The following is a 16,595-nucleotide window of genomic DNA, read 5'->3' as shown; positions in this document are numbered from 1 at the left end:
AACGCTGCCATGCATGACAGATCGTCGCATGCATAGAGGGTGATGAATGTTGCGGCGCACCTGCAAGGGATCGCGCACCGGATGCGGGGCTGAATAAACGGGTGGCGTTGCGGGCTGCACGAACTGCGTCAGCAACCCTTACGCAATTCATGAGATGCGTTTGCCTGTTTGTCCGGATGTCCTTCAATTCTATAAAGAAAGTGTGCTGGCGGTGAAGGCCGGCTTCTGCAGGTTACCATTGGGCCGTATTTGATGACGCAGACGCCTATTGGCCAATCTACGCCCTTAAAGCGGAAGACATGGCGGCATTATTGCGCTGCGGCGGGATGGCTGGAGGGGGGCTCTGCCGCATCTGCAAGCGCGGTCAAGCGGTCCCGGATCCGGCTCCATCTGGACCGGCTGACGGGAACGGTCTGCCCGTCTGCCCCTTCCAGAACCAGCAAACCGCCATCTCCCGACCGTTTGAAACTGGCCACCCGGGATAGGTTGACGATATGGCTCCGGTGAACCCGTTTGAACAGTTTCGGGTCGAGTTGCTGTTCGGCTTCGCTGATGGACAGCGGGCAAAAGAACTCCCGTTCGCCGTCATAGAGTTTCGTGTAATGGGCATCCGCGTGGATTGCGGCAATCTCGGCCATGCCGATCTGGGCTTTGTGCCCGTCCCGCTCAATCGGCAGGGTGCGCCGGAGGATCGGCGAGGTGGGTCGGGCTTTGGCGCCTGCCGCCTGAAGTCCGGCAGCGCTTTTGGGGGCGGCTTCCTGGCTGGCGCCGGACTGAGGATCTTCTGCGCTTGCCGGAGGCGCCTGAGCGAGGTCTGGCGTTGTCCGGCCAGCCTTGGCGTTTTCTTTGTCCGGCGGCACCAGCGTCAGCAGAAACAGGCCCGAGACAAGAAAGGCAACGCAGGACACGAGGATGGCCAGGGTGCCCGGACCGAGCGAAGGCGCCGACACTGTTCCCGCTGCGGGCGCCAGCTCATAGCGCAAACCGGCCATGGCGGTATAGTGCATTGCGGAGATGGCAAGCGCCATTACGGCGGCAGAGACCACGAGCGGTGGGCGCTTGCCAAGGCCGAACAGAAGCCACAGCGACAGTCCGGCCGCATTGAATGCGATCAGGAAGCTGGCCAGCACATAGGCTGGATTATGGGTCATATGCAAGGAGATGTGCAGGGAGTACATGCCCAGATAGTGCATGGTGCAGATACCGGCCCCCATCACGAAAGCGGACAGCCCGAGACGCAAAGGCGTGAGGCGGCGGTTGCTGGCGGTGAACACGGCCATGCCAACAACCAGAACACAGATCAGAAACGAGAGCAGGGTCGGTAGGATGAGAAAGCCCACGCCTAGGGGGAACTTGATCGCAAGTATGCCGACAAAATGCATCGACCAGATCGCCAGAGCGAGGGTCAGGGCCGCTCCGGTCAATAGCAGACGGCGCCTCGGGTCAACCGCATGGCGGACCTGAAGCGCCAGGCTCAAACCAACAAAGCTTCCCTGAAAGGCCATCACCAGGGAAAGCGCAACGAGCCAAGGCTCGTGCGTTGCTGTCATGCCAAACCACTCCTCCCTCACGGCCTCCGCCGGGGCAGGCAGAGGCAGTCAAGGTGTAATGATAGGATAAAGCCGGAAGGGCAGCAATCAGGTCCTTTGAAGGGGGGCAAGATCCAAAGCGGCCGCGTTGTTCTCTTTGGCGCCGCCGCCAGCGTCGAATCCAGAACCGGCCCGCCCGCCGTTATCCCAGGAACCAGTCCCGGGCATTGCCGTGGCAAATGCGCCGGATCAAGCCGTCAGTCAGATCCGGGGCATCCGGCAGACTGCCCTCCTCGATCCAGCGGCCGGTGATCCGGCAGACAAGGCGCCGGTAATAGTCATGCCTTGGAAAGGAGAGGAAAGATCTGGAATCGGTCAGCATGCCAATGAAGCGGGAGAGCAGCCCCATCTGCGCCACCTGGGTGAGATGCCGTTCCATCCCGTCCAGCTGGTCGTTGAACCACCAGGCCGGACCGGACTGGATCTTGCCCGGCTCCGAACCGTCCTGAAAATTGCCCGCCGTTGTCACCAGCACCTCATTCAGGGCGGGGTTCAGGCAGTAGATGATGGTGCGCGGAAGACCGCTGCGCCGGTCGATCTGGTCCAGAAGCGCGTTCAGCGGCCGGCCGATGGCCTCATCGGAAATGGAATCGCCGCCCGCATCCGGGCCAAGCCGGTCGAACAAGGCGTGCCGTTGATTGCGGAAAGCGCCGATATGCAGCTGCATCACGATCTTGCGCCTGGCGTAGGCCACGCCCAGTTCGATCAAGACCGCCGCCTTGAAATCCGCTTCGTCCTGCCGGGAGACCGTGCCGCCGTCTAGCCCCTTTCGCAGGATCGCATCGAGGTCCGGGGCTCTGCGCAGGGCGAAAGGGGCCAGCTCGTTGAGGCCATGGTCCGATGCCCGGCAGCCATGGGCGGCAAAGTGGTCAAGCCGGTTCAAAAGTGCGGCAATGAGATCGTCAAACCGCGTAATCTTCACTCCCGAGGCGCTTTCCAGCGCTCCGCAATAGGCGGAGAAGCCCTCAGCCGAGGGGGTGAAGGTCTTGTCCGGACGGAAGCTTGGGGCCACCTGAAAGGGAATATCCGGGTCCGCCTGCGCCCTGGCATGAAACGCCAGACGGTCGCACGGATCATCGGTCGTGCCGACATAGTGGACATTCATCTGCTTGAGCAAGCCTCGGGCGCTGTGGCTGGGGGCGGAGAGCTGCTCCTGAGCGGTGGACCAGACCTCATCAGCCGTTTCCGGGCCGAACACCCCGTGCCAGCCGAAATAGCGCTTCAGCTCAAGATGGGTCCAGTGATAGAGCGGATTGCCGGCGCAATGGGGGATGGTCTCGGCAAAGGCATTGAACTTTTCCCGGTAGCTTGCGCTGCCTGAAACCCGGTCTTCGTCAATACCGTTCCAGCGCATGGCGCGCCATTTGTAGTGATCTCCCTCCAGCCAGATTTCTCCCAGCGAAGACCAGGTCCGGTTTTCGGCAATAGCGGCCGGATCCAGATGGTTGTGAAAATCGATGATCGGCAAAGGCGCGGCAACTTCGTGATAGAGGCGGCGGCCAGCCGGAGTGTCGAGCAGAAAATCCGGTCCGAGAAAGGGCTGTGGCATGTCGGGAGATCCTGTCAGAAAAGCGCATCAGAAAGGGTTTGCGAGACCCCGCCGGAGGACAGGCGCTCAAAAGCGGACTGGACCCCGCTGACAAAAGCGCTGGATCCGGGCAGATCGGCGCCGAAGACGTCTTGAAGGGCCAGCATCCGTTCCACATAGGCGGACCCGTCCGCCTCCTGTGCAAGTCCGGCGATTCGCTCCGCCAACGGGTCATTCACCGGCAGAGGCGCGCCGGTCTCCGACCTGGCTCTGCAATAGAGCATCCAGCCGGCCACTGCACAGGAGGACAAATCCCAGCTGCGCCCGGCGGCCATGTTCTGCCGGATCGGGGCGAGCAGCCTTTGCGGCAGTTTCTGGCTGCCATCGGAGGCGATCTGTGTGGTCTTGTGGCGCAGGGCGGAATTGGAAAACCGGCTGATCAGGGCATCCGCATAGGCGGTGACATCCACCCCTTCCGGCACGTCGAGCGTCGGGGCCTGTTCGGCCAGCATCAAGCTCCGTGCGGCGGCCAGAAACACCGGATCGGCCATGCAGTCAGCGATGGTTTCCTTGCCCGCCAGTGCGCCGAGATAGGCCAGGAAAGAGTGGGTGCCATTCAGGAGCCGAAGTTTCATCTCCTCAAACGGTGCCACATCCGCGACGAACTGGGCTCCTGCCAGATCCCAGGCCGGGCGCACACCGGCAAAACTGTCTTCAATCACCCATTGGCGGAAGGGTTCGCACAGAATCCCGGCCGGATCGAGCCGCCCAAGCGCGCTTTCCAGTTTGGCGCGGGAGGCGTCCGTCATGGCGGGGGTGATCCGGTCGACCATGGAACAGGGAAAGCGGCATTCGGTGGCGATCCAGGTTTCCAGCGCCGGATCCCGGTCCCGGGCAAAATCCAGAACGGCCTGACGGCACAATGTGCCATTGGCGGGCAGGTTGTCACAGGACAGGATAGTCAGGCCGCCAAGGCCGGCTGCCATGCGCTGTTCCAGCCCGAGCGTCAGGAACCCGATAGCGGTTGTGGGAGGGCCGTCAGAGGCCAGATCGGCGGCAATGGCCGGGTTGGTCCGGTCAAGCTGGCCTCCGGAGAGGCAATAGCCCTTTTCGGTAATGGTGAGTGTGATCAGCTTCAGATCCGGCCCGGCAATGTCCGCCAGCAGGGCTGCCGCCCCATCACGTTTGGGATGCCGGGTTGCGATGACAGCGCCGATGCTGCGCACCGAAAGGGTATCACCGGCCATCTCGCCAACCGTGAACAGCCCGTCTGCGGCGTCCAGCTGTGTCAATTCCTCCGCGCCGGAATTCAGCCGGCTGACGATCACCCCCCAGTCGGTTCCGGTCTTGCGGAGCATCTCGTCATGATAGACCAGCAAATGGGCCTTGGCGAAGGCACCGAAGCCGATATGCAGCAGCCGGGGGCGCAGGCCAGTCCGGTCGTAAGAAACGGTTTGGAGGGTCGAAGACGGTTGGGTCATGGGATCACGGGTGTTGAGAGAGGGAAAATGTATCACCTGAAGTGTGCTCGGCACCATTGACCTCAAGCGGGTCAGGGCTGGCGCACCAAAGCGCGATGTTGGAATAGGCCGGGGACCAGGTGCCGGACCGCTGCCAGGACAGGGATACCCGGCCATCTGTGCGGGCAAGGTCAAACCGGGTCAGGCAATGACTGCCGTCCAGGGCCGTGGTTGAAGTGCCGTCATCGTCATAGCCGAGTGACCGGCGGGGCGCGGTCCCTTCCGGCTGCGGATAAAGGCGCCAGGTTCGTTCAGTGTCCGAGGCCGCATCGGAGCGGGCGCTGGCGCCGCCAAAAGGCAGAACGGTGCCGCCGCGCACAAAAAGCGGGATCGTCTCAGGGCCAACCGGAACATCCAGCGTGGTTCCGCCTGCGGACCACAGGCTGCCGTCAAAGGCCCACCAGCCCTCCGCAGTCGCAGGCAGCGTGACCCGGCGCGATGTGGCACCTTTTTCAACCACTGTAGCCACCAGCAGGTCCCGGCCGAGCAGGAAGTCGAATTCAGTCTCCCGGCAAGCCGGATCGTCCGGATGGTCCAGAAACAGGGGCCGCAGGATCGGTTCACCTTCGGTCACGGCCCGGTAGAGCTGGGTATAAAGATACGGGATCAGCCGGGCGCGCAGCTTTAATGCTGCGCGCACATGAGACGTGATTTCCGGATACATCCAGGGTTCATTGGCCGTGCCGTCGTCGTTCCAGGAATGGATCGTGAAGCGGGGATGGAAAATCCCGTTTTGCACCCAGCGCAGGAACAGTTCCGGCTCCGGCCGGGGACCGGCAAAGCCGCCGACATCATGACCAATATTGTAAAAACCCGACAGGCTGAGGCCGAGCCCCATGGGAATGTTCCAGCGCAGCGTCTCCCAGCTGGTGAAATTATCGCCGGTCCAGGTCTGGGCATAGCGCTGGGTGCCGGGCGCTGCACAGCGGGAAATCAGATAGGGCCGCTTGCCGGGCTGCGCTTTCCTCTGGGCCTCAAAAGACGCCCGTGTCATCAGCTGGCTGTGCAGCGGCCGGATCAGATTGACCGGCAGCGGTGCACCGAACCCGTCGCAGACCGCCTCATCATCCCAGACTTCATATTCATTGTTGTCGTTCCAGGTGCAGTGGATGCCCTTGTCGAACAGCTTGTCTTTCAGATTGGCCTGCCACCAGGAAATGGTTGCCGGATTGGTGAAATCGAGATGGGAACCGGTGCCGTCCCAAAAGGGGGAGTGTTCGGGAGCGCCGGTTTCGCTGTCGCGGATGAACAGGCCCTTTTGGGCAACGTCATCATAAAGCGGATGGTCCTGAAGCAGGACAGGTTTGATGTTGGCTACCAGATGAATGCCCGCATCTGCGTAGGCTTGAGTAAAGGCCTCTACATCCGGAAACCGCTGGGTGTTCCAGTGAAAGACATAGCGTTTGCCATCAATCGCGGTGTAGCCGGACGAAAGCTGAAAGCTGTCGCAGGGCATGTCTTCCTGTTTGAGCCGGGCCAGAAACCCCTGCAGCCGCTCCTGGGCATTGTCGGAATCCGTATAGGCCATTGTGGACCCGGAATAGCCAAACCCCCAGCGGGGCATGAACGCGGTGCCGCCGGTCAGCCAGTGGTGCCGTTTGACAACGGAAAGAGCCGTTGGGCACCAGCTGAAATAATAGTCCAGATCCCCATCACTTGCCCGGAAGGCGCGGAAGGGCTGGTGGTAATTGTCCTTCTCGTTGCCAAGGTCAAACCAGCACGGGGCCAGCGTGTCATAAAACAGGCCATAGGCGCCGAACGGGCCCAGGTCGGTGAGCGTGAAAGGAATGTGCTTGTAGAGCGGATCGGTGCTTTGAGCGTCATAGCCGAGCGCATCCAGATTGCGCATTTCAAAGCGGCGGCCGGAACGCTCCAGCGGACCGGCTTTTTCGCCAAGGCCATAGATGTGCCCGCCGCTGGTCCGGCTCAAATAGTGTTGATTGCGATGGTCCCGGCGGCCGATCATATAGGCGTTCTGGGCCCGGTCGCGGGCGATTTCCTGCCAGTCATGATCCGGGCTTTCCCGGGCTTCCCATATAAGGGCGAGCGGCTTTTGGACTGTCAGGCGCAGTTTGCCCGTCTCAAGGGTAAGGCCCTCCGCCCGCTCTTCAAGGCGGAAGCCGGGACAGGAAAACCCGCTGGTGTCCTCCCGGAGACGGCCTTCAAACGGCACATCGCCGTCCGGCGCGATCGCCCAGGTCCGGTCCATCCTGCGGCCACCATCCTTCTGCAGACTGATGCGGATGAGGTCTGTCTCCAGCACATCAATGGAAAACCGGTGCCGTGTCTCGACTAGCAGGCTGAGGCCGGTGGCCGTTCTATCCTGAAGCGTCCAGTTGTGAAGGGCCTTCATCTCTTATCCTTGGTAACCAAGCAGCAGACGCGGCAGGAACAGGCTGATCGACGGAAAATACGTGACCACCAGCAGAAGGGCGACAAGAACTCCGTAAAAGCCGAACATTGGTCTGATGACGTCGCCGATTTTCACCCCGCCGACCGAACAGCCAACAAACAGCGCCGAGCCCACGGGCGGCGTGCAGATGCCAATGCACAGATTGAACGTCATGACCACACCAAAATGCACCGGGTCCATGCCCAGATCTTCCACCACGGGCAGGAAGATCGGGGTGAAGATCAGCAGCGCAGGGGTCATGTCCATAAAGGTGCCCACGATCAGAAGCGCGATGTTGATGATCAGCAAGAGCACAATCGGATTTTCGGACAAATCCAGAAGCGCATCCGAAATCGCATAGGGAATATCGGCAAAGGCCATGGCCTTTGACATGGCAATGGAACAGCCAATCATCAACAGCACGATGGAGGTTGTGACCGCGCTTTCCAGAACGATCCCGGGCAGATCCCGCCAGCCGATTTCCCGGTACCAGATCACCGCCAGAAACAGCGTGTAGACCACGGCAACAGCGGAGGCTTCTGTCGCGGTGAAGATGCCGCCAATGATCCCGCCCATCACGATGACAATCAGCCCGAGAGGCAGCATGGCATCGGCCGCTTTCCTGACGATCTCCGGTCCGCTCGGCCGCTCGGCGACAGGATATCCGCGCCGCTTGGCGATGAAACCTGCCACCACCATCAGGCTGAGCCCCATGAGAATGCCCGGCACATAGCCGGCCACAAACAGGGCTGCAACGGAGGTGCCGTTGGTGATCAGGGAATAGACGATAAAGGTGGAGCTTGGCGGGATCAGCAGCCCGGTCGGGCAGGACGCGATGTTGACGGCCGCGCTGTAGGACGGGTCATAACCCTCCTTTTTCTGCAGGGGTGCCATCACGCCGCCGACAGCGGCTGCGGACGCGACCGCAGAGCCGGAGATCGAACCGAACATCATGTTGGCGATGACGTTGCAATGGGCGAGCGCCCCGGGCAGGCGTCCGCCAAGCACCTTGGCAAACTCGATCAGCCGCATGGCAATGCCGCCCCGGTTCATGATGTTGCCGGCCAGAATGAAGAAGGGAATGGCCAGGAGCGTGAAGCTGTCCAGTCCGGAGGCCACTTGCTGCGCAACAATATAGACCGACTGGTCGAAGGACATGAACAAGAGAAATGTGGCAAAGGCCGACAGGCCAATGGAAAAGGCAATCGGCACGCCCAGGATCATGAGCAGGGCAAAGGTCCCGAACAGCACCAGGACTGACTGAATATCCATGAAGATCTCCCAAATGCGGACCGGTTAATCCAGCGGGCCACCGGGACGTGGCACGCCATCCTGATCATTCGGTCCACGGCCGTCCCGCAAGAGGTCGCCCAGAAAAGTCAGGCAGTAATAGAGAATGCAGATCCCGGAGAACGGGATCGCGATATAGACAAGGCCCATGGGCAGGCGTAGCGCCGGAGAGACCTGGCCGGTCTCCAGCGTCCGGTTCACCAGATCAAGGCCGCCATAGAGCATGACCAGAGCCGCGAATGTGCCGATGGCGGCAATGATGGCGCCGTTGATGGCCTTGCGGAGAGCGCCGCGCGTGATCTGCGGCAGAAGATCAATGGCCAGATGGCGGCGCTGGCCGAGCGTATAGGCCCCGCCCAGCAGGGCAACCCAGATGAACAGGAACCGGGCCATTTCGTCGGTCACGGTGCTCGGGCTTTCCAGCACATAGCGCGAGACGACCTGCCAGATGACGCAGGCCACCAGAACAGCAAATGCAAGGGTGATGACGAGGCGGAGCACAAGGTCCACCCCCCGGGTGATCATGGTCACGGTTTTCCTCCCAAACCGGTAGGCAACGCCGGGCGGCGCTGACGCTCGCAGGTCGCGGCTGCGATAGAAATGCGCCATGAAATCAAATTGGTCAACCAATTTGCCAAAAAAGGTTGACTGATTTTGGAAATTGGACGAACAATTCCAAATCCGCGGCGAGGAGTGCTGCGAGATCCGCACCCGGCAGCCAGCCTTTTGGGCGGCCTTTCTGGCCAGGATGCACCCGGTCACCCCATGGGCAGCCGCACCGGCTGTGTGTGGAAACGTTGACCACCTTGAACGTAGCCGAGCATCTGTGAGCGCTCAAAAGAACGCACACTGCTCTAGGGAGGATACAAGATGAAATTCGTGAAGCTCGCGGCCGTTATGGCTGCAGGCGTTGTTGCCATGGGGGCTGCGGCCCAGGCCAAGACCCTGCGTCTCAACCACAACAACCCGGAAGATCATCCGCTGCACAAATCCATGGAATACATGGCCGAGCGCGTGGAGGAAGCCACAAATGGCGATCTGAAGATCCGCATCTACGCCAACGCCCAGCTGGGCACCCAGCGGGAATCCATGGAGTTGATGCAGAACGGGTCGTTGGACATGGCGCGCTCCAATGCCTCGGAGCTGGAAGCGTTTGAGGAATCCTACGGGGCGTTGAACCTGCCGTATATCTTCGTCAATGCGGATCACTATTACGATGTGCTGAGTGGCGAAATCGGCGCGGACATCCTGAAAGCATCCGAGGACAAGGGCTTTATCGGCCTGGCCTTTTACATTGAAGGCGCACGGTCTTTTTACGCCAATAAGGAAATCCGCTCCCCGGCCGATCTTGAGGGCATGAAAATCCGCGTTCAGCCGAGCCCGTCCGCCATCCGCATGGTGGAGTTGCTGGGTGGCAACCCGACCCCGATCGCCTGGGGCGAGCTTTACAGCGCGCTGCAGCAGGGCGTTGTCGATGGGGCGGAAAACAATCCGATGGCGCTGACCTCTGCCCGCCACGGGGAAGTGGCCAAGGTCTATTCAGATGACGGCCACACAATGATCCCGTCAGTCGTGATGATCTCGACCAAAAGCTGGAACGATCTGTCGGACGAGCACAAGGCCGCCTTGCAGAAAGCTGCCAAGGAATCCATGGATTTCCATCGCGAGCAGTGGGATGCCATGAGCGCGGCCGCCGTGGAAACGGCCAAGAACGAACTTGGTGTGAAATTCATCGAAGTGGAAAAGGGCCCGTTCATCGAAGCCGTTCTGCCGATGCATGAAGAAGCGGCCAAGAAGTCACCGGTGGTGGCTGACCTGATCGGGCGGATCAAGGCGATCGCTCCTTAAAGTCAACGCAGGTCCCGTCCGGAGGCTCCAGAATGCTCGAACGCTCGCATCTCGCCGACAATGCCCTGCAGGCATTGCATGATGAAGACTATGACCGTCCCTTCAACACCCAGTCGTTGAACCATGAGTGTCTGATTTTCACAGGCGGCCGGGCACTGGAAAGCCTCGACGGAGACTGGACCTTCTGCGTTGATCTACTTGACACTGGCCTCCGGCAGAAATGGTTCTCCATGCTGCCGGAGGCCCCTGAAAACCGGACGGAGCCTTGGGATTATGATCCTTATATGGGCGAAACCGTTCCGGTGCCCTCCAACTGGGCCATGCTCAAGGAAAAATGGTATTTCTTTGAGGGCAGTGCCTGGTATACGCGCCCGCTCGGCATGGGCACACCCGACCCGCAGAAACGCCAGTTCCTGCGCTTCGGCGCGGCAAGTTACGACTGCAAGATTTTTCTGAACGGGGAGTTCCTCGGAAATCATTACGGCGCGTCGACGCCGTTTTGCGTGGAGCTGACCGGGAAACTGCGCCCGGGCTGCAACTGGATCATGGCCTGCGTCAACAACACCCGCACCCTCGACAGGGTGCCCATGCGCAATACGGACTGGTTCAATTATGGCGGGATCTACCGGGAGGTTTCGTTTTTCGAGACCCCGCACAGCCTGATCAAGGATGTCTTCGTGCATCTGGTGCCCGATGGCACCTACTCACATATTCGCGCCGAAATCGAAGTCTGCGGCCCGCAGGCGGGCGAGGCCCGCCTGAAAATCCCGGGCCTCGGGGTGGACATCGCCGTCCCGGTCACAGACGGCAAGGGGTCGGTTACCCTGCCCGCCGCGCCGGATCTGTGGAGCCCGGAAACGCCGGTGCTTTATGACATCGAGCTGCATTACGGCGCGGATAGGGTCAGCGACCGGGTCGGCTTCCGCCAGATCGAGCGCCGGGGAACGGACATTGTTCTGAACGGCAAGCCGCTGTTCTTGCGCGGCATTTCCGTCCATGAGGATGATGCTGCGGCAGGCAAAGTCACCTGTGAAGACGATCTGCGCCGCCGCTTTGCCGATGCCAGGGACCTTGGCTGCAATTATCTGCGCCTTGCCCATTATCCGCATCACGAGCGCGCAGCTGAGATTGCCGACGAACTGGGCTTTCTGCTTTGGGAAGAAATTCCGGTCTATTGGGCCATTGATTTTGCCAACCCGGCGACGTACCGGGATGCGGAAAATCAGCTCAGCGAACTGATCAAGCGGGACCGCAACCGGGCCAGCGTCATTATCTGGTCGGTGGGCAATGAGAACCCGGACACGGATGCCCGCCTGGCCTTCATGCAAGGGCTTGCTGAAACGGCAAAACGTCTCGACCCGACCCGGCTGACATCGGCCGCCTGCCTCGTCAACCACACCCAGAACCGGATCGAGGATCGTCTTGCCGCCCATATCGACGTGATTGGCCTGAACGAATATTACGGCTGGTATGAAGAGAATTTCGAGGATCTGGTGGCCATTGGCGAGAATTCGAACCCGGACCGGCCGGTCGTGATTTCCGAGACCGGGGCGGACGGGGTCATCGGTCCAAAGGGGCCGAAAACGGGTCTGTTCAGCGAGGACTATATGGCCGATGTCTACCGCTGGCAGATCGCAGCGCTGCGCAAGCTGGACTATATCAAGGGCATGTCCCCGTGGATTCTGTATGATTTCCGCGTGGAGCGGCGGCAGAACATGTTTCAGAACGGCTATAATCACAAAGGGCTGATCGCAGCGGACAAGACAACGCGCAAAAAGGCGTTCCATATTCTGGCGGACTATTACCACGACATCGCGGGCGGGACGGCGACGGTAAGGAAAGCCTCATGAGCGGCGACACCTCCAAACGCCGCTATCAGGAAATTGCGGGGCTTCTGGCCCGCCGGATCGCCGATGAAAGCTATAAGCCCGGGGACAAATTTCCGACCGAACGGCAGATCTCCGAAGAACTGGGGATCAGCCGCTCGCTTGTGCGCGAAGCCTTCATCATGCTGGAAATTGAGGGCTATCTCGATGTGCGCAAGGGCTCCGGCAGCTATGTGGCCGATGGCGAAAAGATCTCGCTGAAGGTTCAAAAGACGGATTTCGGTCCGTTTGAACTGCTTCAGGCGCGCCAGCTTCTGGAAAGCAGCATTGCCGGCTTTGCCGCAGCCACGATCACCAAGAACGACATTGTGCAGCTGCGCGAGACGCTGGAAATGGAGCGCCGGGCGATTGAGACCGGCAAGGAGGACTACCTCGCCGACCGGCAGTTCCATCTCAAGATCGCTGAAGCCACACAGAACAGTGTTCTGGTCGACCAGGTGGAGGATCTGTGGCGCAAGCGCGAGACCAGTTCCATGTGGGCCCGGCTTCATGACCGGATTTTCGATCTCAGTTACCGGACCAAATGGCTGGATGATCACGCGGTGATTCTGGAAGCCCTGCGCCACCGCAATGCCGAGCAGGCCCGCCTGGCCATGTGGCAGCATCTGGAAAATGTCCGTCTGACGCTTCTGGACCTGTCCGATGTCGGTGATCCGGAGTTTGACGGCTATCTCTATACGCCTTCCGCTTCGGCCCCTTGACGAAAGAACAGATGAAATGATTGAGAGCTGGCGCTGGTTCGGCCCAAATGATCCGGTTTCCCTGAAGGATGTGCGTCAGAGCGGCGCAACAGGCATCGTCACCGCCCTGCACGAGATCCCGAACGGAACCTTCTGGCCGGAAGAGGAGATTGCCGCGCGCCGCCGGATGATCGAGGCGGCCGGGCTGACGTGGGAGGTCGTGGAGAGTATTCCGGTCCACGAGGACATCAAGACCGGTGCGCCGGGCTGGGAGCAGCTGGCCCGGAACTGGGCCGAAACCGCAAAGGCGCTTGCCCGGCAGGGCATCAAAACGATTTGCTACAATTTCATGCCTGTGCTCGACTGGACCCGCACGGATCTGGATTTTGAACTCCCGGATGGCGCCACCGCGCTCCGCTTTGAGTTCAGTGCCTACGCAGCTTTCGATCTCTTCATTTTGAAGCGGGACGGCGCCGGTGAGGATTATTCGGACGCGGACAAGGCCGCCGCCGAAGCCCGCTTCAGCACCATGACGGACGAGCAGAGCGCACGGCTGACGGCAACCATCATTGCGGGCCTGCCGGGATCGGAAGAAAGTTATACGCTGGAAAGTTTCCGGGCCCGGCTGGACGTCTACCGGACCATCAGCCGGGACGGCCTGTTTCAGAACCTGAAGAATTTTCTGGATCTGGTGCTGCCGGACATCGAGGCGGCGGGCGCCGTTCTAGCCCTTCACCCGGACGACCCGCCCCGGTCCCTGTTCGGGCTGCCGCGCATTGCCAGCACATTGGCCGACTATCAGCACATTCTGGCCCTGAACAGCTCCCCGGCAAACGGGGTCACCTTCTGCACCGGCTCGCTTGGGGCGCATCCGGACAATGACCTTGCGGCCATGGCTGCAGCGCTCGGAGACCGGATCTATTTTGCCCATCTAAGGGCCACCCGCCGGGAAGCGGATCCCCGCAGTTTTTATGAAGATGCGCATCTGGAAGGGGATCTGGATATGGTGGGGATCATCCAGGCTCTCAGGCAGCTGGAACGGCGCACGGGCAGGGTCGTGCCCATGCGCCCGGATCACGGCCACCGGATTTTGAGCGATTTCGGCGGCACCTCGACGCCGGGCTATCCGGCCATTGGCCGGTTGCGTGGCCTTGCCGAGCTGCGCGGCGTGATCCGGGCGGTCGACGCCCTGTCAGTCCGGCGGCCTGCCGTCTAGTCTGACGGCCTTAAAGTCTTTCAGAGGACGGCCGGACCGTAAAGCTCTGTAAAGAGGGGCCTGAGGACGGCAATTGGCCCCTCCTTGGCTTGACGGCAGGCGGGCAAGGCGACAAGCCTGTTTCGGTAAGCCTTTTTGCCTGCCGACAGGATGCAAAACATGACCGACACGCCCACCCGCCCCCGTCTGGAAGAAGACAGCCGGGATATCATCCTGATTGAAGGCTTGGAGCTGCCCGCTGAAATCGGGGTTCTGGACAGCGAGAAGGGCCGCACCCAGGCGGTCCGCTTCGATGTGGAGATTGAGACGGTGAGCGGCTACCGGCAGATCGTGCGCGACACCGGTCAATATGTCTCCTATGCCGATACGGTAGCCTTTGTGCAGGCCAAGGCAGCCGAAGGCGGCCATGTGGATCTGGTGGAGGACTGGGCCGAGGCGGTGGCCGAATTTGTCCTGACCCATCCGCTTGCCGATGCGGTGAGCGTGAAGGTGACCAAACCGGAGATTTTTCAGGAGGCGTCAGGGGTGGGCATCCGGATCAGGCGGAAGCGCGCCTGAGGCGTACGCAGCTCTGCCCGGCACGCGGCCGTCCTTTGGTCACCGGGCCTTCTGAAAAGAGACACTTGCTCCCGGGCCTTCCGGTCCTATGTCTTGGACAACCCGCCGGTTTTGTCACCTGCTTTCCAATTTTAAGAGTTTTTCATGATTTCAGCCGACCGCATCCTGCCCCTCTGGCTCAAGTATCAGGACGCGCTCAACGCGCCCGTCCGCAGCTTCGGGTTTCCCAAATTCGGAAAACGCTTCGAGGACCGGACCTATCAGATGGGGGTGTTGAACCTGTCGCCGGACAGCACCTATCGGGAAACGGTCTGCCACACCTTTGAAGCCGCGCTCTACCGGGGCCGCCGGATGACCCTGGAAGGGGCGGCCATGGTCGATATCGGCGCAGAATCCACCGGCGAGACCGCCGATATCGTCTCCATTGAAAGGCAGATTGACCGGATGCGTCCGGTGGTGGCGGCGCTGGCAGAGGACAAGATTCTGGTCTCTGTGGAGACCTATCATCCGGAAGTCGCCGTTGCCCTGATGGAGGCGGGCGCCGGAGTGGTCAACCTGACCGGCCGGGTTGATGACCCTGGCTTCTATGAAGCGGTGGCCCGGCATCAGGCCGGTGTGGTGCTGTGTTATACGCCGGGCGACAATGCCCGCTCAGAAGATTACCTGCCCCCGGCAGAAGACATTTTCGATCACCAGTTGGCCTTCTTCAAGGAGCGGATTGCGCTGGCCACCGGCGCCGGAATTGAGCGGCTCTGGGTGGATCCGGGCTTTGGCTTTGCCTTGCATTTGCCCGACGGGCCAGACCGCATCCGTTACCAGACCGACAGTATCCTGCAATCCTTCCGGCTGAGGGAACTGGGCTGGCCGGTCACCGTTCAGCTCACCGGCGCTGTTTATCTCTTTCGCGACGAGGTGCGGGTGGCCCAGACCAGTGCGGCCACTTTGGCGGTTCTGTCCAAGGCCAATCTGGTGCGCAGTCATGAAGTGCCACGGGTCCAGCCGGTCTTGAACCTGCAGGATTTTGCCTGAACCGCGCGGGAGACAGGTTGCCCTGAAGAGGAGGGACAAGATGACAGAGGACAGGATTGCCCTGGTAACCGGGGCCGGAAAACGTCTGGGGCTGGCCATTGCGCGGGGGCTCGCCAGCAAAGGCTATGCGCTCGCCCTCCATTACAACACCTCATCACGGGGCGCACAGCAGCTTCAGGCGGAGATCACGGCTGCAGGCGGGCGGGCGGTTCTGCTTCAAAAGGACCTGAGCCGGCCTGAGCTTGCCGGAGAGCTTGTGAGCGAGGCGGCGGAGGCTTTGGGCGGGCCGGTCTCTGTCCTGATCAATTCCGCATCGGCGTTCAACACGGACAGTCTCCAGGATCTCACATTGGAGAGTTGGCAGTTCCTGATGAATGTCAACGCAGCCGCCCCGGTTTTCCTGATGCAGGCCTTTGCCAATCAGGACCCGGCTCCGGAGGGCGGGGCCATCGTCAATCTGCTGGACACCCAGATGCGGTCCGCGTCTCCGGAGCGCTTCAGCTATTTCTGCGGCAAGTTTGCCCTGGAGGGGGCAACCCGCCTGGCGGCCTATGATCTTGGGCCCAGGAAGATCCGGGTGAATGCGGTGGCGCCGGGACTGGTGCTGCCCAGTGACCAGACGCAGGAGAATTTCGACAGCCGCCAGAGAGTGACGCCGCTCGGGGTGGGGCTCGGGCCGCAGGACATCGTCGAGGCGGTTCTCTATCTGACTGAAGCACCGCAAGTGACCGGCCACACGCTCGTGGTGGATGGGGGCCAGCGTCTGATGGGCTTTGGCAACGCAGCCCTTGGCTGACACCGTGTCTTTTGCGGCGGACACAGGTGCCAGTCCCGGACCGCCCTGGAGTGTTGCCAGGGGCGGTGGCGGGCGGCCTCAGATCCTAAAAAGAGGTTAATATCCACCGTCTTCCACTATCTCGAATTTTTCGCAAAAAAATCGAAAACACGTGTTGACGGTCATGCTTGGTGTGCGTATAACCGCGCTCATCGACGGCGGCAACGTCGCTGGCGACAGGGTTTTGCGACCTTACTTCCGGAAAATTGGCTCATGAGGGCCGG

General features: G+C 61.0%; 13 protein-coding genes. 7 read left to right on the top strand and 6 right to left on the bottom strand.

Going from position 1 to position 16,595, the window contains the following annotated elements:
* Positions 1 to 308: 308 nt before the first annotated feature.
* The 6 genes from ACXAH0_RS17870 to ACXAH0_RS17845 form a co-directional block, all read right to left on the bottom strand.
* The gene (locus tag ACXAH0_RS17870) at positions 309 to 1,550 is read right to left on the bottom strand and encodes an MHYT domain-containing protein (protein ID WP_475193650.1); all 1,242 of its coding nucleotides are present in this window, start codon (positions 1,548 to 1,550) and stop codon (positions 309 to 311) included.
* A 181-nt stretch (positions 1,551 to 1,731) separates the two neighbouring features.
* The gene (uxaC, locus tag ACXAH0_RS17865; protein ID WP_475193643.1) at positions 1,732 to 3,138 is read right to left on the bottom strand and encodes a glucuronate isomerase; all 1,407 of its coding nucleotides are present in this window, start codon (positions 3,136 to 3,138) and stop codon (positions 1,732 to 1,734) included.
* 14 nt (positions 3,139 to 3,152) lie between these two features.
* Complete coding sequence (locus ACXAH0_RS17860) at positions 3,153 to 4,598, bottom strand: mannitol dehydrogenase family protein (protein ID WP_475193639.1); 1,446 nt, start codon at positions 4,596 to 4,598, stop codon at positions 3,153 to 3,155.
* Between the two features lie 4 nt (positions 4,599 to 4,602).
* Positions 4,603 to 6,990 carry a glycoside hydrolase family 31 protein gene (locus ACXAH0_RS17855; protein WP_475193634.1) on the bottom strand — a complete coding sequence of 796 codons (2,388 nt, stop codon included), beginning with the start codon at positions 6,988 to 6,990 and terminating at the stop codon, positions 4,603 to 4,605.
* A 3-nt stretch (positions 6,991 to 6,993) separates the two neighbouring features.
* Positions 6,994 to 8,301, bottom strand: a complete 1,308-nt coding sequence (locus tag ACXAH0_RS17850; protein ID WP_475181556.1) for a TRAP transporter large permease — start codon at positions 8,299 to 8,301, stop codon at positions 6,994 to 6,996.
* A 24-nt stretch (positions 8,302 to 8,325) separates the two neighbouring features.
* Complete coding sequence (locus ACXAH0_RS17845; RefSeq protein ID WP_475181608.1) at positions 8,326 to 8,844, bottom strand: TRAP transporter small permease; 519 nt, start codon at positions 8,842 to 8,844, stop codon at positions 8,326 to 8,328.
* Positions 8,845 to 9,189: 345 nt separating this feature from the next.
* On the opposite strand from ACXAH0_RS17845, the gene ACXAH0_RS17840 reads away from it, so the two are divergent.
* The 7 genes from ACXAH0_RS17840 to ACXAH0_RS17810 all read left to right on the top strand — a co-directional run bounded on the left by ACXAH0_RS17840 (position 9,190) and on the right by ACXAH0_RS17810 (position 16,332).
* On the top strand, positions 9,190 to 10,167 hold the full coding sequence (locus ACXAH0_RS17840) for a TRAP transporter substrate-binding protein (protein WP_475193628.1): 978 nt from the start codon (positions 9,190 to 9,192) through the stop codon (positions 10,165 to 10,167).
* Between the two features lie 32 nt (positions 10,168 to 10,199).
* Complete coding sequence (locus ACXAH0_RS17835; protein ID WP_475193622.1) at positions 10,200 to 12,017, top strand: glycoside hydrolase family 2 protein; 1,818 nt, start codon at positions 10,200 to 10,202, stop codon at positions 12,015 to 12,017.
* Positions 12,014 to 12,754, top strand: a complete 741-nt coding sequence (locus ACXAH0_RS17830) for an FCD domain-containing protein (protein ID WP_475181573.1) — start codon at positions 12,014 to 12,016, stop codon at positions 12,752 to 12,754. Before ACXAH0_RS17835 ends, ACXAH0_RS17830 begins: the two co-directional genes overlap by 4 nt.
* Positions 12,755 to 12,770: 16 nt before the next feature.
* Complete coding sequence (gene uxuA, locus ACXAH0_RS17825) at positions 12,771 to 13,949, top strand: mannonate dehydratase (RefSeq protein ID WP_475181577.1); 1,179 nt, start codon at positions 12,771 to 12,773, stop codon at positions 13,947 to 13,949.
* A 159-nt stretch (positions 13,950 to 14,108) separates the two neighbouring features.
* Positions 14,109 to 14,507, top strand: a complete 399-nt coding sequence (locus tag ACXAH0_RS17820) for a dihydroneopterin aldolase (RefSeq protein ID WP_475181583.1) — start codon at positions 14,109 to 14,111, stop codon at positions 14,505 to 14,507.
* Positions 14,508 to 14,651: 144 nt separating this feature from the next.
* A complete protein-coding gene (locus tag ACXAH0_RS17815) occupies positions 14,652 to 15,536 on the top strand; it encodes a dihydropteroate synthase (protein ID WP_475193617.1) in 885 nt (294 codons plus the stop codon).
* A gap of 40 nt (positions 15,537 to 15,576) precedes the next feature.
* Entirely contained in the window at positions 15,577 to 16,332 is a 756-nt protein-coding gene (locus tag ACXAH0_RS17810) for an SDR family oxidoreductase (RefSeq protein WP_475193613.1), read from the top strand.
* The last annotated feature ends 263 nt before the right edge of the window (positions 16,333 to 16,595 follow it).

The organism is Roseibium sp. AWQ4_290, assembly GCF_056160985.1.
This window is presented reverse-complemented; position numbering and strand designations above follow the sequence as displayed.

Excerpts from the sequence above, each read along its gene's own strand:
- ACXAH0_RS17870 (WP_475193650.1), bottom strand. The coding sequence starts at position 1,550 with ATGACAGCAACGCACGAGCCTTGGCTCGTTGCGCTTTCCCTGGTGATG.
- uxaC (WP_475193643.1), bottom strand. The coding sequence starts at position 3,138 with ATGCCACAGCCCTTTCTCGGACCGGATTTTCTGCTCGACACTCCGGCT.
- ACXAH0_RS17860 (WP_475193639.1), bottom strand. The coding sequence starts at position 4,598 with ATGACCCAACCGTCTTCGACCCTCCAAACCGTTTCTTACGACCGGACT.
- ACXAH0_RS17855 (WP_475193634.1), bottom strand. The coding sequence starts at position 6,990 with ATGAAGGCCCTTCACAACTGGACGCTTCAGGATAGAACGGCCACCGGC.
- ACXAH0_RS17850 (WP_475181556.1), bottom strand. The coding sequence starts at position 8,301 with ATGGATATTCAGTCAGTCCTGGTGCTGTTCGGGACCTTTGCCCTGCTC.
- ACXAH0_RS17845 (WP_475181608.1), bottom strand. The coding sequence starts at position 8,844 with ATGATCACCCGGGGGGTGGACCTTGTGCTCCGCCTCGTCATCACCCTT.
- ACXAH0_RS17840 (WP_475193628.1), top strand. The coding sequence starts at position 9,190 with ATGAAATTCGTGAAGCTCGCGGCCGTTATGGCTGCAGGCGTTGTTGCC.
- ACXAH0_RS17835 (WP_475193622.1), top strand. The coding sequence starts at position 10,200 with ATGCTCGAACGCTCGCATCTCGCCGACAATGCCCTGCAGGCATTGCAT.
- ACXAH0_RS17830 (WP_475181573.1), top strand. The coding sequence starts at position 12,014 with ATGAGCGGCGACACCTCCAAACGCCGCTATCAGGAAATTGCGGGGCTT.
- uxuA (WP_475181577.1), top strand. The coding sequence starts at position 12,771 with ATGATTGAGAGCTGGCGCTGGTTCGGCCCAAATGATCCGGTTTCCCTG.
- ACXAH0_RS17820 (WP_475181583.1), top strand. The coding sequence starts at position 14,109 with ATGACCGACACGCCCACCCGCCCCCGTCTGGAAGAAGACAGCCGGGAT.
- ACXAH0_RS17815 (WP_475193617.1), top strand. The coding sequence starts at position 14,652 with ATGATTTCAGCCGACCGCATCCTGCCCCTCTGGCTCAAGTATCAGGAC.
- ACXAH0_RS17810 (WP_475193613.1), top strand. The coding sequence starts at position 15,577 with ATGACAGAGGACAGGATTGCCCTGGTAACCGGGGCCGGAAAACGTCTG.